Origin of the sequence: Seleniivibrio woodruffii, from assembly GCF_004339245.1 — a bacterium.
Classification (GTDB): domain Bacteria; phylum Chrysiogenota; class Deferribacteres; order Deferribacterales; family Geovibrionaceae; genus Seleniivibrio; species Seleniivibrio woodruffii.
This window is the reverse complement of sequence record NZ_SMGG01000004.1, coordinates 47,314-62,627: the sequence shown is the minus strand read 5'-3', so window position 1 is coordinate 62,627 and position 15,314 is coordinate 47,314. Positions and strand designations below refer to the sequence as shown.

Annotated in this window: 12 protein-coding genes; 3 read left to right on the top strand and 9 right to left on the bottom strand. The window is 48.2% G+C overall.

The features are described from left to right. Position 1: 1 nt before the first annotated feature. The 6 genes from C8D98_RS06355 to C8D98_RS06330 form a co-directional block, all read right to left on the bottom strand. The gene (locus C8D98_RS06355; protein ID WP_132873110.1) at positions 2-1,000 is read right to left on the bottom strand and encodes a phosphate/phosphite/phosphonate ABC transporter substrate-binding protein; all 999 of its coding nucleotides are present in this window, start codon (positions 998-1,000) and stop codon (positions 2-4) included. Between the two features lie 13 nt (positions 1,001-1,013). Continuing rightward, on the bottom strand, positions 1,014-2,969 hold the full coding sequence (locus C8D98_RS06350; RefSeq protein WP_132873109.1) for a sensor histidine kinase: 1,956 nt from the start codon (positions 2,967-2,969) through the stop codon (positions 1,014-1,016). A gap of 828 nt (positions 2,970-3,797) precedes the next feature. Then, the gene (locus tag C8D98_RS06345) at positions 3,798-5,162 is read right to left on the bottom strand and encodes a sigma-54-dependent transcriptional regulator (RefSeq protein WP_132873108.1); all 1,365 of its coding nucleotides are present in this window, start codon (positions 5,160-5,162) and stop codon (positions 3,798-3,800) included. Positions 5,163-5,250: 88 nt separating this feature from the next. After that, positions 5,251-6,165: a sensor histidine kinase gene (locus C8D98_RS06340; protein ID WP_132873106.1), complete on the bottom strand. Its 915-nt coding sequence runs from the start codon at positions 6,163-6,165 to the stop codon at positions 5,251-5,253. Positions 6,166-6,202: 37 nt separating this feature from the next. After that, complete coding sequence (locus tag C8D98_RS06335; protein ID WP_132873105.1) at positions 6,203-7,822, bottom strand: methyl-accepting chemotaxis protein; 1,620 nt, start codon at positions 7,820-7,822, stop codon at positions 6,203-6,205. Between the two features lie 74 nt (positions 7,823-7,896). Next, positions 7,897-9,090, bottom strand: coding sequence for a multidrug effflux MFS transporter (locus tag C8D98_RS06330; RefSeq protein ID WP_243640930.1), 1,194 nt, complete (start codon positions 9,088-9,090; stop codon positions 7,897-7,899). A gap of 70 nt (positions 9,091-9,160) precedes the next feature. Between C8D98_RS06330 and C8D98_RS06325 the strand changes: the two genes are divergently transcribed. Next, on the top strand, positions 9,161-10,138 hold the full coding sequence (locus tag C8D98_RS06325) for a zinc transporter ZntB (RefSeq protein ID WP_132873104.1): 978 nt from the start codon (positions 9,161-9,163) through the stop codon (positions 10,136-10,138). On the opposite strand, the gene C8D98_RS06320 is transcribed toward C8D98_RS06325, so the two are convergent. Next, the gene (locus C8D98_RS06320) at positions 10,122-10,388 is read right to left on the bottom strand and encodes a hypothetical protein (RefSeq protein ID WP_132873102.1); all 267 of its coding nucleotides are present in this window, start codon (positions 10,386-10,388) and stop codon (positions 10,122-10,124) included. The two genes, C8D98_RS06325 and C8D98_RS06320, sit on opposite strands and share 17 nt — an antisense overlap. 206 nt (positions 10,389-10,594) lie before the next feature. Between C8D98_RS06320 and C8D98_RS06315 the strand changes: the two genes are divergently transcribed. Next, positions 10,595-12,193: a methyl-accepting chemotaxis protein gene (locus C8D98_RS06315; protein WP_132873101.1), complete on the top strand. Its 1,599-nt coding sequence runs from the start codon at positions 10,595-10,597 to the stop codon at positions 12,191-12,193. 193 nt (positions 12,194-12,386) lie between these two features. On the opposite strand, the gene phrB is transcribed toward C8D98_RS06315, so the two are convergent. Both phrB and C8D98_RS06305 read right to left on the bottom strand, forming a co-directional pair. Further along, positions 12,387-13,718: a deoxyribodipyrimidine photo-lyase gene (gene phrB, locus C8D98_RS06310; protein WP_132873099.1), complete on the bottom strand. Its 1,332-nt coding sequence runs from the start codon at positions 13,716-13,718 to the stop codon at positions 12,387-12,389. An 18-nt stretch (positions 13,719-13,736) separates the two neighbouring features. Next, the gene (locus C8D98_RS06305; protein ID WP_132873098.1) at positions 13,737-14,333 is read right to left on the bottom strand and encodes a LysE/ArgO family amino acid transporter; all 597 of its coding nucleotides are present in this window, start codon (positions 14,331-14,333) and stop codon (positions 13,737-13,739) included. A gap of 92 nt (positions 14,334-14,425) precedes the next feature. Here C8D98_RS06305 and C8D98_RS06300 point away from each other — a divergent pair, with 92 nt between their 5' ends. After that, positions 14,426-15,307: a LysR family transcriptional regulator ArgP gene (locus tag C8D98_RS06300; RefSeq protein WP_132873097.1), complete on the top strand. Its 882-nt coding sequence runs from the start codon at positions 14,426-14,428 to the stop codon at positions 15,305-15,307. Positions 15,308-15,314 lie beyond the last annotated feature (7 nt).

Sequence of the window (15,314 nt, the reverse complement as noted above, 5' to 3'; positions counted from 1 at the left end):
ATCATTTTCTATATATTGAAAAACCGACATAACCCAGTATGATCACCCAGATTATAAGTATGGGCACAAGAATTTTCATATAGAAAGGCCAGTCGGAGAAGCCGAGCATAGGCTGTTCCTCATAAAGGCCTTTTTTGAGGTCTTTCATAATATCATAAACGCTGATGTAGCTCACAGGGAGTATCCATCCGGCATATCCGCTTTCTTTAAGCACCTGAGCATCCTGCGGGATGTTTGTCAGTATGTTCTGAACCTCGTTCACAGTCTCTTCGCTGACATCTTTTCCGGCGGAAAATGCCCATTCAGGATAAAGCTTTGTGCTGTGCAGAAGCGGGAGGCCGTCTGTTACGCTGTTTATGACTTTTATATTCTTTAAATCTATATGGCCGTTTTTCGCCATCTTTTCCAAAATACCCGAACGTACAGTTCCGGCATCTGCCCTTCCCTCCAAAACACTCTCAACAACCTTGTCCTGAGTGCCTGTGAAAACCATATTAAAATCCTTTCCCTCTTTCAGTCCGGCATCCCTGAGTTCTTTCAGGATCATCCAGTAGGCTCCGAACCCTTCAGGATCTATAGCGGCCAGAGTTTTCCCTTTCATGTCGTCGAAATCTTTAATATCGTCCCTCTCCGCTCTGGTGAACATGGCTGACGAAAAATATGACACGGTTCTGCCGCTGTATTCCCGAAGAAGTGTCAGAATGATCCTTGAACCGTATTTTTCATGCAGAATGACGGCCTCTGCGGGCTGGGTTATCACAAAATCTATCTGTCCGGTCTCCAGCAGTTTGCGCATCTGCTCAAACCCGAAAACAGGCATAAGATAAAAGGAATATTTGTTCTGGTTCTGTTCCAGATAAAGAAGTGTCGGCGACCACGATCTGTAGGATTCCTGCACTCCGTTAAAAGCCCTGACCCCGACGGTAAAAACCCTTTCCCTGTCTGCAAGCGCAGTCATGGCCAGTGATAGAATAAGAAAAATAAAAATCAGCTTGCGCATAAAATTCCCTCGTTCAGGAAGTGAACTTCGGCAGAACAACAGTGAATACCGCTCCGTTATTTGTGTTTGAAGCTGAAATTCTGCCCTTCATATGCCCTTCTATAATTGTTTTTGTCATATACAGACCGATGCCGGTTCCGCTTTCGTTCTGTTTTGTTGTGAAATAAGGATCGAAAATCCGGTCGATGACATCCGGATCTATTCCGCCGCCGTTATCGGATATTGTGAAAGTCACGTCAGACTCCCCAACCTCAAGAACAATGTCTATTATACCCTCTCTGACAGCCCCGCCGCTCAGTTTTTTTGAAACGGCATCCCTTGAGTTCTGGACAATATTCATTACCGCCTGTTTAAACTCACCCGGAAAACCGCTGACTATGGCGGTTTCAGCCATCTTTCCGGGGTTCTCCTGCATGCCCTCTTCAAAAACAAAAATTTCGGAACCGCTTCTGCATGTATAGTTAAGGGTTACTCCGTTGTATTTCAGCTGGGCGTTTATGAGCCTTATAACCTCAACCATACCCGTTATTACAGAAAACTGCTTCTCTGTCTTGTCGGATCGGAAGAAATTGCGGAAATCGTCTATGGTGGCGGACATATGCTGAAGCATTGCCATGACCTTCTCTTCAAAGTCGTCGGCCTCGGCCATGTCTATCCGCTTCTCCCTGTAGTTTATAACAAAGCTCTGAACCGCAAGGCCGATGATATTCAGCGGCTGACGCCACTGGTGGGCGATGGCGTTAACCATACGTCCCATATCCACAAACTTCTGCTGTTCGAAAAGGAGCTGTTCGTTCTTCTGCCTGAGTCCTGTCTCCAGCTCAACCATCCCCTTGAGCCTTCCGTTCATATCCTGCAGTTCGGCCTCACGCTCTTTTATCCTCTTTATAAGTTCGTTATAGGCGGAAACAAGATCACCTATCTCGTCGCTGCGCTTAATGGGGAGAAACTGGTCATAATCGAGAGACTCGGCTTTTCTCACAGCCGCCTGAAGCTCTCTCAGAGGCTTTGTTACAGCCAGATTAAGCAGGAAAAGGCTCACAGGAACCACCAGAACAACGACGAAGCACCAGATCATTATGAAGCCCACCAGAATATTCCTGCGGATGTCCCTGAGTGCGTAGTCTTGTGCGGCGAAACCGAAATCCACCGAGGTGTCGCCGTCTATCACCCATTTCTGAAAATAGACGTTCATCCCTTCATATTTAACGATTTTCTCCGCAGTCTCGGCACCTGACGGAAAGGGCGTTGTCAAGGGGGCTTCCGGTTTAAAGTTTCCGCTGAAAGCTGTTTTTCCGTTTATATAATAGGTGAAATCCATTCCTGTGGAAGAGGATATTTTTCTGACGAAAGTGCTGTCCAGAAAATCGGAAGCTGTTATTGAAAAGTTTTTTCCGTCTTTAACTGTCTTGCCCGTGTATTGGGCAGCCAGAACACCGGAAAGATCGCTGAAATTATACCCCGGCCTGAGATTTTTCGACTTGCCGAGAAACGTCCGGATGAACCGTGTCTCATCTCCGGATTCAACAGCCGCACCGTCTTTAATAACCGAAAGCCTTCCGTTCAGCATATATCCGCTGAAATAGTCGCCGTTCTTCCGGAATGCAAACACAATAGGGTTTCCGACCTCATCAAAAACAGCCAGTGCGCCGATATTGCCCAGATTGGCAAGCTCTGCCATCCGTCCGGCTCCCTCTCTGAGTCCTGCCTCAGTGCCAAACTCCATATCACGCAGATAGACCGACTGAGAGAGAATATCGGTATATTTAAGCAGATCAACCTGAAGACTCTTGATATTTTCGTTGAGCAGAGCGAAAGATGTACGGAAAGCAGCGGCGGCACGCTCTTTTATGTTCGACAGGGTCATCGTATACAGAGTGACGGCAAAGACGGCACACATCAGAAGGATGGTGAGCATGACAAAGATAAACAGTTTTGTCCGAACACTTTTGACTTCAGGAATAATCATTCTGCTTACTCCGGGCTGTCTGTCCGCTTTAACAGCGGGGTTAAATGTTAAAAGCCGTGTCTGAATAGGAATTGGTTTATGGTTTAATTTTATACTATTTCCGGTTTCTTCACAATAGATTTAAGAACAAATACCCGAACATGATAAATCAACGGAAGAGTAATTAACGGACGCTTCATTAAATACACCCTGAATTACACAGAAAAATTAATAGCAACAATGATATATTCTGTTTCAGGAATGCTTGATGGTGAAAATTGGCCACTTTTCACACCCCATTCAGCCCATTGGCGGATTTTAGCCACATATAAAAATATCAAACCAACAGAAATTATCGTTTGATTTTTTTATAAAGCATTTATTCGCAGACACTTACATACTTTACAAATGATTTGTCAGATTTTGGCACGGGCATTGCTCTATATTACTACGAAACGTACGCAATAGGTATCAGATTTAAACATGGGTTCGGCGAAAGCCGAGGGGGAGTGTCTTGTATTCGGCGGGCGTTATGCCCGCTGACAGGACAAAAAGTTTTAAGTAAGCAAATAGCCACAAATCAATAGATGCATAGGCGGTATCAACCGCTTTTCGCCCTGCTGAGGTCTCCAATACCGGCAGGGCTTTTTTATGTCCTGATGTCGCTTATATACTTTGCCCCTGCGGGGTTCGTGAAGACATCCAGCAGTGTCTGGAAGGTATATACCAAAGCGGCGGGCTGTATGAGTGTGGAAGGCTGCTTCACTACGTTCGCAGAGACGAAATAACATCACACACCCAACCGTCACCCTGAGACGTCAGCCGAAGGGTCTCATTTTTTGCCAAATCCTACACCAGACCGTATTTTTCCAGCTTATACCTGAGTGTCCCTCTGGGAATATTGAGAAGTTTTGAAGTGCGCAGAACGTTTGCGCCTGTCATGACAAGGGCTTCCGAAAGAAGCTGTTTTTCGATGTTCTCTATCATAGTCTCAAAATCGACACCGTCAGCCGGAATATGCATGTTTATATGCCCGCCCGGCCTCGGTTTCTCACCCGCTATCTCTCTGGGAAGCATATCAGGCGTTATTATCTCTTTTTCATACATAATACAGATACGTTCGACAATGTTCTTCATCTCCCGTATGTTGCCCGGCCATGAATATGCCTTGAAAAGCTCCAGAGCCTCTTTCGAGACCTCTCTGATGTCCTTTTTAAACTCTCCGCTGTACCTTTTTATAAAGTGATCAAGCAGAGGGGCGATATCCTCCGTGCGCTCCCTCAAAGGGGGCAGAGCCATTGGGAAAACGTTCAGCCTGTAAAACAGATCCTCACGGAATTCCTTCTTGTTGATGGCCTCCATAAGGTCCTTGTTTGTTGCGGCAATGATCCGCACATCAATATCGATGTTTCTGGTACTTCCCAGCCTGCGTATCTTACGTTCTTCAAGCACCCTCAGAAACTTGACCTGAAGGTTCATATCCATCTCGCCTATCTCGTCCAGAAAAACCGTTCCGCCCGCCGCCTCTTCCAGAAGACCTATCTTTCTGGTTTTGGCATCGGTGAACGCTCCTTTCTCATGGCCAAAAAGCTCTGATTCGAGAAGGTTATAAGGCAGTGAGCCGCAGTTTATGTCCACAAAGGGCTTGTCTTTTCTGGGGGACAGGTTGTGGATGGCTCTGGAGACAACCTCTTTTCCGGTTCCGCTCTCCCCTGTGATAAGCACAGTGGCGGTCTCGTGCTTGGCCACTTCTCTGATCTTTCTGAAAACGTCGGTCATGGCGGGGCTGACCCCAACCACCTCCGGCAATACAGAGCCGTCCCTTTTAAAGGATTTAAGCTCACGCTTAAGGCTTCTGGTTTCAAGGGCGAGCCTGACTATCAGGTGCAGGGCATCCGCCTTGAAAGGCTTCTTTATGTAGTCGTATGCCCCCATCTTAAGGGCTTCCACGGCACTTTCCACTGTTCCGTAACCTGTTATTATTATGACGAGAATCTCAGGATCGACCTCTTTCATCTCCCGCAGAATATCGATACCGCTGTCCCTGCCCAGATTAAGATCCAGCAGTACAAGGTCGATATCCCCTTCGGTAAGCATGTGGATTGATTCGTGACGGTTCTGAGCGACGGCTACGTCGTAGCCTTTGAGGGTGAGAGTGCGTTCGAGGTTTTCCCGGATGAATATTTCATCATCAACAACAAGTATTTTTTCCATATAGTGTCCATGCGAATAAAGAAGATTGTCTTATTATAGTTATTTGTCCGGGAAATTCAATAATAAAGTGGCGATTTTCCGCCATAAGCTAAATATTTAAGGTGATACAAAAGTCTGTGCCCTTTCCAATCTCGCTTCTGACGCTGATTTCGCCGCCGTGCATCCTGATTATCTCACGCACAACCGACAGCCCTATTCCGCTTCCTTCACTTTTATCGGTGAAAAAAGGCTCGAATATCATGTGCAGCTTCTCTTCCGCTATTCCGTATCCGGTGTCTTTTATATGGATATTTATTTTACCGTCAGACACATAGGCACTGAGTGTCAGATTTCCGCCACCCGGCATCGCCTCAACTGCATTTATTATCAGGTTATGAAATGCCTGCCTCAGCTTTCCGCCATCGGCAAGAATTTCCGGGATGTCAGGGGAGATATCTCCGTGAACCTCAATTCTGTTGACAGTGCAGAGCTTGTGGTTAAGCATGAGCACTTCCGAAAGGATATCGCCGATATTTTCATCGAACATCACGGAGCTTCCGCCGCCGGAATATACAAGCGCATCGTTAAGCATCCGCTCCAGCCTCTCTATTTCGGCAATGGACATACGGATAAGGCGTCTTTCGTCCTCTTTTCCTGTGAGTCTGTCGTGGATATCGTCAAGAAGAACACTGATTCCTGTGAGGGGGTTGCGCATTTCGTGGGCTATCGAAGGCATTATGCTGCCTATTGAGGCCAGACGAATGAGCTCCGAACGTCCGCACACGTCTTCAAAGATAATGACCCTGATGCCGTTTTCCTGAATATGCCTGCAAGTTACCGAATATGGAACTTCTGCGCACCCGCTCGAAAGCAGGACGGATGAAAAGCCCTCGGCAACAGCTGAAAGACGCTCAGCAACATCTGTCTCACTTATCAGAGTGCGGGCCTGTTCGTCTGCATGGATAAGCTCTCCGCTATCATTTATAATAAATACAGCCTTGTCAGCCTTTGATAATTGCCTCATTAAAATATGATGCACCTAAATTTTTAAAAACGGAAGCCTAAACTTTAAAGCGTTCCACCACGTTATTAAGATGCACAGCCTGCTGAGCAAGCTGATCTATGGTGCTGTTCACCTCGCCCATAGTGTTGACGTTGCTCTCAAGTCCCTGTGACATCTGCACAGCGTTCTCGTTTACGTTCTGAATCCCTTCGCTCTGCTCGCCTATGGCCAGCCTGACCGCACCGTTGCTGAGATTCACCTCGTTTATGGCATCGACGATCTTTCTGAATGAAGCGTCCGTCTGCTCAATGAGCCTGTTGCCCAGCTCTATGTTCTTTTCCGCATCGCCCATCTCGCCCGATGCGGATCTGGTGTCTGCGATGAAAGTTCTGATGATGGTGTCTATCTCGGATGTGGCAGACTGGGTTCTCTCCGCAAGCTTGCGAACCTCGTCCGCAACCACAGCAAAGCCCCTGCCCGCTTCACCTGCTCTTGCGGCCTCAATTGCGGCGTTAAGGGCGAGGAGGTTGGTCTGGTCGGCGATATCGCTGATAACGTTCAGAATCTCGCCGATCTGCCCTGATGATGTCGTCAGGTTTTCGATTGTCTCTGCAAGTCTGGAAGTGGACTTTGTTATGCTGTCCATGCCTTTTTTGACCTGCTCCAGCTTTTCTGCGCCGTCCTTTGTGCTCTCAACGGCTTCATTAAGAGGAACTGCGGCCTGCTGTATGTTGTCCACCATAACGTCGCTGGTGGCGCTTATTTCGCTGATGGCGGAGGCTATTGACTCCACCTGACGGGAATTTTCCATAAAGGTCTCGGTCATATGCTTCATTGTGGAGTTAAGCTCCTCCGCACTGGCACTGACCCCTTCGGAATTGCTCTTAACCTCGGAAACTATCTCCTGAATGTTGCCCACGAAGGTGTTGAAATGGCCTGCCATTTCCCCTATTTCATCCTTGGAGTGAATGTTGATTCGCTTTGTGAGGTCGCCCTTGCCTCCGGTGAACTCTTTGAGGATATTGATAAAATCATAGAGTTTTCTGACCACCTGAAGGTTTACGAGAACGTATATCACAGCCGAAAGAACGGCTATTACTGTTGAAGTGAAGAAGACCCAGAAAGCAGCAGAGTTGACCGCCGTTCTGTTCGCATCGGAAGCTATTTCATATTCGTTGGTAATAAGCGAAGTGAGGTATTCTATCGCCTGATCGTTCTCCGATGCCAGAGTGTCAATCCTGTCGTCAAGGGATGCAAAAACGGTTTCGTCAGCACCGTTTCTGACAGCATCGAAAAGTTCTCCGGTGACCAGTGTCTTCTGATTTTCAAAATTCGTGAGTATCTTTTCAATATCAGCCTTTTCCTCATCTGTAGCAGCATACCCGCGGATCTGTTCCTTCATTTCATCGATATCTTTGTAAAATGTACCGACCTCATCAACAAGTTCAGGGGCTATGGTTCCTGAAGCTTTGTCCACAATCATGTCCATTGCCGCAAGGGCTATCCCGCTGTTGTATGTTTTAAGGGTGTTGACAGTGAGTATCTGTCTCGTGCGTTCGTCCTGAACTGCGGAGGCGCTCTTTGCCGCCGAAAGTTTTATCCCGAGACAAACAGCCGTGAAAACTGAAACTGCGAATAATATACCGAAAAAGATGTTAAGTTTTGCTTTGATCCTCATGCCCCACCTCAGCGAATAAGTAATATACTGAACTAATTATACCTCTCTCATCCTATTTAACAAGCAAGATTATTTTAAATCCCGCCTTTTTTTCTCAGCCATTTAAACAGCACCGGCCAGACAAGAAGAACGGTCAGGGTTATAGACGTTATCAGAATTCCGTAGAACCTGAGCGGGTCTTTGTGGGGCATTGTGACCAGCCACATGCAGACAGCTCCGGTCATGAACTGATAAAACACCATAAAGGATGAGGCGGAACCTATATCCGTTTTGACCTGCTCCAGAACAAGACTGGAGCTTACGGGTCTGTTGAATCCGGTGAAAAAAGCGAAAGTGAACATTCCTGCGGCGAAGAACTGATATCCCATATGACCCAGAAGCAGAACCCCAAGCCCTCCGGCAAAGGCTCCTGTGAAACCTACAGTCATCATTTTCGCCTGAGAGGCCTTGATGGAAATTTTTGCACTGACAAAAGAACCCGCCATGGCGCAGACTGCGTTCATACCGAAAAGAATGCTGAAATATGCCTCGGAAAGCCCGAAGACCTTGATATATATTACGGGTGAAACGGCGATGAAGCCGTAGAAAGGTGCGATCGAAAGCCCCATAATGGTTGTTGCGGCGGCATATTCCCTGTTGTGGATAAGTGACTTATAGCGTGAGAACAGAAAAGGTATGCTGCCGTTTATGCGCTCTTTTGCTGTCTCCTCATATCCAAGGGCAATGATGGTAGTTATGGCCACCATTCCGGCCTGAGTGAAGAAAATAAGCCTCCATGAGCCCAGATGCAGAAGCATGGTGCCTATTGACGGAGCAACCATGGGAGCAACGGCGAGTATCACGCCTATATATGCCAGCGCCCTCTGTCTTTCACGACCGTCATATTTATCCCTGCATATGGCCATTACCATCGAAGAGGGAGCGGCGGCGCCTATGCCCTGAATTATCCTGAAAATGATAAGCGAAACGGGATCCACAGACAGCCCGCAGAGAAAACTGGAAACAACGAAAAGCCCAAGACCGAAAAGAAGGACAGGCCTTCGCCCGAACCTGTCGGAAAGCGGGCCGAAAATAAGAAGCGAAAGGCTGAACGCCGCAAACCACAAAACCAGCGACAGATTGACCTCTGCAACATGAACGTTCCATTCCGCCGCAATTCTGGGAATGGCCGCCAGATACATATCTGTTGCAAGGGGTGGTGTTGCGCCTATCAGCGAAAGAAAAACTATGTAAAGTGAGGGGTTTTTGATCTTCAGAGAACTAATCATACAGCCGGAACTCCAATTTGCGTAGAATACATTATACTAATCAGGTATACTCTTTTTGAGGTTTTATACAATGGATAAATCATATATCACATATAGTTTCATTCTTTCGGAAACAAACGGCTGGATAGATACCGACCGCACACACCACTCGCCTAACCTGACCAGAAAAATGTCGTGGCTCCACATGGAGGCCGACAGCGACCGCACAAGACAGTGGCTGGAGCAGGAAGGGATAAACCCGCTGGCCATTGAAAGCCTTCTGGCGGAGGACACCCGCCCCAGAGCGGTGTTCTATGAGGAAGGATACATGCTGAACCTGCGTGCGGTGAATCTGAACACCGAGCAGGATCCTCACGATATGATCTCAGTCAGGATGCTGGTTCTGAAAGACAGGATAATATCCACCTCAAAAAGACAGTGCCACGCAGTGGAAGACCTTGCCATAGCTCTGAAACAGCATGACGCACCGGAAACAACGGGCGCAGTGGTAACACTTCTGCTGGAGATTCTCACAGAGCGGGCGGAAAGCTACATAACAGACCTGAAAGACGATACCTACGAACTTGAATACCGCATAATTGACGAATCCGACATCAATCAGCGCAGGCAGATATCTGAGATACGCCGTGCAGTCATAACCTTTTCCAGATATTTTTCGCCGCAGAAGGACGCCGCATCAAAACTGGCCGCAACAAAGGGCAGCCTGTTCAATGCCGAAGAGGAACAGCGCATTCAGGAATGCATAAACAAAATAAGCAAATTCATTGAAGATCTGGACGCTCTGGACAACAGATGCTATGTGCTTCAGGACGAAGTGACAGCTATTACCAACGAAAAAATAAACAAGAACATGTATTTCATCTCGATGATGGCGGCTGTGTTTCTGCCGCTGACATTTCTGACAGGACTTCTGGGGGTGAATCTTGGCGGCATACCCGGCGGGCGCAGCGAATGGGGATTTTTCTATTTCATAGTAATACTTGTGATCATTCTTGTGGTGCAGATGCTGGCCATCAGAAAGTCAAAAAGATTTAACAGCAAGTCCTGACGGAGCGCAGTCTGAACTCTTTGCCCAGACTCAGTCCGGCTTTTTTAAGAGCTTCCAAAGCACGCTTTTTCACCTTTTCGGGCTTAGGGTCTTCGCTTGCCACCAGAAACTCTTTTTCCATGCTTAAAAATCTCACTGACATAACGCCCTTCTGTTTCTCTATCTCTTTCAGAAAAGCGAATACACACGGAACGCAAACGGTTCCGTTCTCAAAACCCATACCCTCTATCTGCAAATAATAACAGTTCATATATTGTGTCTCTCCATTGTGTCTTATGCTATAATATGAAACCGGATAATTTTTAACAAGATTTATTTTGTGTCGTTTTTAAATATTATCGGTAAATACATTTTCCAATAGCTAACCAATGATTTATAACATCTGCTTGTATTTTTTAGAGGACAGAAGTATTGTTTATGTGCTAATATGCCAGCCAACTTAAACAGAGGGTTCGTATGAATTTGGGCATCAGACAAAAACTCTTTATCCCCACAATTATTGTATTTCTCATCATAATCGTTTCCTTTGCGTTAAACTGGATCGTGATCTCCTCTCAGAAATCAGATGCTCTGCTGGTCAACCTTGGCGGCAGACAGCGTATGCTTTCACAAAAAATGACAAAAGAGGTTCTGGTTTTCAGGATCAGTTCCGGAGCCGAGAAAGAGGCCGCCAGAAAAAACCTGACGGGTTCCGTCAAAAACTTCGACATGACACTGCAAGGCTTTCTGAACTCCGGCGAGGTTCCCGTTTCTGCCGATCCTGAAGGCGAGAAGGTCTTTATCGAGGCCGTGGAAGGCCCCGCACTGGAGCAGATAAAGAAGGTTGCGGACATATGGAATGTTTTCTCCGGCAATATCACTAAATATGTTGAAAACGGCGATGAAGACGCATTCAGCTATCTGATGCAGAACAACATGACCCTGCTGACAGAGATGAACAAGGCTGTTACAATGCTTCAGGAAGAGTCCGAAGCAAACGTCGGCAACACCCTTAAGCTCCAGCTGTTCTTTGCCGCAGTTACTATCATTTCCCTGTCGCTTCTTATGATAGCCTCAAAAATACTCATAGGTTTCCTGCTCTCTTTCAGAGACAGGATGCACGACATATCCGAAGGCGACGGAGACCTGCGCCTGAGACTGAACGTCGACAGCCACGACGAGCTGGGCGACACGGCAAAGCACGTCGACAACTTCATAGACAAGATACACAGCGTTGTATCCTCCACGATGAAAAACGCCGATGAAACTCAGGAATCCAGCATCAGACTGGCATCCACGGCGGACGCACTGTCGGAGAACATACACCAGCAGATGGATCTGGTTTCAAAAAGCGGTGAGCTGACCCGTGAGGTCGGACAGGAACTGGATGTTACCGAGGAGATGTCCGTCACCACCACAGAGGTCATCGAAAAAGGGAACAGACAGCTCGATGAGTTCACCCTTCAGCTGAAGCAGTTCTCGGCGGCCATAGTTCAGGACAGCAGACGCCAGTCGGAGCTTTCCGACAGGATACGCTCGCTGAATGAGCAGATGGCGCAGATTTCCTCAGTTCTGGGCATGATATCCGACATAGCCGACCAGACCAACCTTCTGGCGCTTAACGCATCAATTGAGGCCGCAAGAGCAGGAGAACACGGCAGAGGATTCGCCGTTGTTGCGGACGAGGTTCGCAAACTGGCGGAACGCACCCAGTCGTCACTGGGAACCATAAACGCCACCACAAGCGAACTGGTGGAGAGCGTGGAGTCAATCAGCAGGGAGACCGACACCCTTTCCAAAAAGATTCTGGGGGTTGCGGAAAGCTCCAACGAACTTATAACCCTTGCAGGAGACACCAAGAGCGATCTGGAGATTTCACTCAAAACCTCGGCAACGCTGGTCAACAAAACAACGCTGATAGCCACCCGTACAAAAGAACTTATCCAGATAATGCGCTCCCTCTATAAACTCTCCGAGCAGAACACACTGGCCGGAGACGACGTAAGCTCCATCGCCGCTTCGCTGAATGCGAAGGCAACTGAGCTTTCATCAATGCTCAGGCATTTCAAGGTTTAAAACAACTGCATTGCTCCCTCCTTTGTCAAAACATTTGCACTATTTTATGCAACTGTTTCTGCACCGGGCTAGCCGGAAAGGAGGGCTGGGGTGGATTTTCATTGGTATTAAATGTAAATCCACCTTGATCCCCCTTTATTAAAGGGGGAGATAAAACAAAAAAATCGACTTTGTCATTGGTCTGAGCCCGGTCTCAGAACCGGGCTTTTTTTATGTAGCTTTCTATATCAAATTTCGACTTACAGCCGTTATAATTCATATACCTTATCTTTCCGAACACTGGTCTTTCGAACCACGCCCTGTCGTGCACACCCGCAATGCTCCATGCAACGCCCACGTATCCGTTGGGGTCTCTGCCGTCCAGTGCATAGGTGTCGTTAAGCAACAGCGCATATCCGAAAGCAGTTTCCGGATCGGGAGTCCATTCCAGAATCTTTTTCGCCCAGTACATCCGCATGTAGCCGTGTATCCTTCCCGTGTGCCTAAGCTGTTTCTGGGCGGCGTTCCATAGAGGGTCATGGGTCTTTGCGGCCTCAAACTCCTCATAGATATAAACATACTCACGCATATCAATCCTGTGCTCATCCAGTGTTTTCAACGCCCAGCCGTCCGCTCCCTCAATGCTGTCGTATCGGGGATTATACAGGCAGTAGTTGTCCGAAAGCTCACGCCGGACGATAAGTTCCTCGATATAGGCATCCTTATCAGCCTGCGGAGCGTCCGAGTTCAGAACGTCCAGAGCCGCCCGCTGTGGAGCAACCTGTCCGAAATGAAAGTACGGTGACATTTTTGACTGTGCATCCTCGTTGGGGTCGTTTCTGCCTTCGTCATAGCGGTGAATGCCTTCTGAAACAAAGTCTGCGAGGGTCTCAAGCCCCGCTTTCGTACCTGTTGGCAGAGGAAAACTCCCGCCGCAGGGATAAAAGCCTTCAGCCCTTTTCCAGTCGGCAGATGGGACGGACTGTGAGAAAACAGCCTCCTGACGCTCTATCCGTGGCAGTTCCGTGAGAAATTCGCCCAGATATCTGTGAATCTTCGGTCTGATGGTTCGTGCAGCGTATTCCTGCTTGTTGGAAACGAAGCGGCAGGGAACAACGTTGTGTGCGTCCACCTCATACACGGGGATATCAAGGGAAGCCGCGACCTCCGCCCGCCATGCCATAGGCACTTTCAGCGGCATAAAGTCGCAGACCAGAGCCTTAACCTTATAATGTTTCACAAATTCCGGAATTTCGTCCTGAGGTCTGCCTGTCAGCAGAAAGAAGGGAATATTAAGTGACTCAAGCTCCTGCTGAACCTCTTTAAGACCGTCCAGCATGAACCTGTAATGGAACGCATTCGCATTGGGAAAACCGGGAGCGACACAGAACACCACTGCAAACCCGAAGCCCGTTTGCTTCGCCCGTTCAGCGGCAAATATCATAGCCCTGTTGTCCTGCACCCTCTGGTCTCTGGACATCCAGTAGACCACCCTGCCCGCCGTGGCGGGTTTATCATTCAGCTTATAGATGAATCTTTTATCCATCTGCCATTATAGCACAAATTATATTATAAGAGAAGTGGCCACGCCCCACATCGTACAGCAGACCACGCCGTCCAGTATGCGCCAGACGATAGGTCTTGCGAACACTCTGGCCAGAGCCGAACCGAAGAGAACAAGGGCAAAGAACCAGAGGACGGAGGCTGTTGAGGCTCCAAGACCGAAAACATAGCGGCCATTGCCCATGAACCCTGCGCTGATGCTGCCCACAAGGAGCACTGTGTCCAGATATACATGGGGGTTAAGAACCGTTACGGCGATGGTTGCCAGCAGAGTTTTTTTAACGCTGGAATCCGTTTCGTCGCTCAGCTCCATTTTGCGGTGGGAGAAAGCGGACTTGAGGGAGAGAAAACCGTACCAGTAGAGAAACAGTGCACCGCCCCATGTTGTCCATGCCATAAGCGTGGGGTTGGAAGCCACATAGGAACCAACTCCTGCGACGCCTGTCATGATGAAAAGTACATCGAAGAATGCACAGATGAGAGCCACCTTAAAGTGGTGATTCCGTTTCACGCTCTGGGTCAGCACGAATGCGTTCTGCGCTCCTATGGCTATTATGAGTCCGGCTCCTGTTGAAAATCCGCTAACAAATGCAGTCATTTAGTCTCTCCTTTCGAAAGAACATATGACAGACCGGCCTGAAAGTAAAATTAATTGTTTTCATAATACATAAGCTTTGCTAATATCACCCCATGTACGATTATAAACTTCTGGAGGCCTTCTGCGCCGTTGTTGAGTGCGGCGGTTTTGAAAAGGCCGCTGAAAAACTGTTCATAACACAGTCTGCGGTGTCACAGCGGGTGCGCCTGCTGGAGGATGCGGCAAAATCCGTGCTTCTGGTGCGCTCAAACCCGCCTGTGCCAACGGACACCGGCAGAGCATTCATAGCCCATTTCAATAAGGTGCGGATGCTGGAATCGGAGCTTGAAAAAACCCTCAGCCACGACGAGGACTGCGGCTACACCTCCATTTCGGTGGGGCTGAACGCCGACACTCTGGCAACATGGTTCTTCGATGCCATAGAGGAGACGGTGAAGCGGGAGAATATTCTGCTGAAACTGCGGGTGGACGATCAGGAAGTGACCCACGGAATGCTGAAAAACGGAGACGTTTCAGGATGCATCAGCACAAGAAGCACACCGATGCAGGGATGCAGTGTTCATTATCTGGGCAAGACCACTTACCGCATGTACGTTTCACCCCATAAAAAGGACGAATGGTTCCCCGAAGGCTTCACCATTGAAGCCCTGAAAAGCGTACCCGTAATAATCTATAACGAGCGGGACACCCTGCACACCCAGATGTTCCGCAATGCTCTGGGAACGGAGGAGGTTCAGTACCCGTCGCTCTTCATTCCGTCTGTGGAAAAATATCTGGATGCCGTCATCAGAGGCCTTGGAATAGGCATGATGCCCGATCCGCAATGCTGGCCGTTTCTGCAAAAGGGCATAATAGCAGATGCCGCCGCACCCTTCACAGTTGAGGCACACCTCTACTGGCACAGATGGAACATCCACTCAAAACCGCTGGACGCTCTTACAAAAGCCCTCATCCGCTATTGTAAAGATATGTAAACTGCTA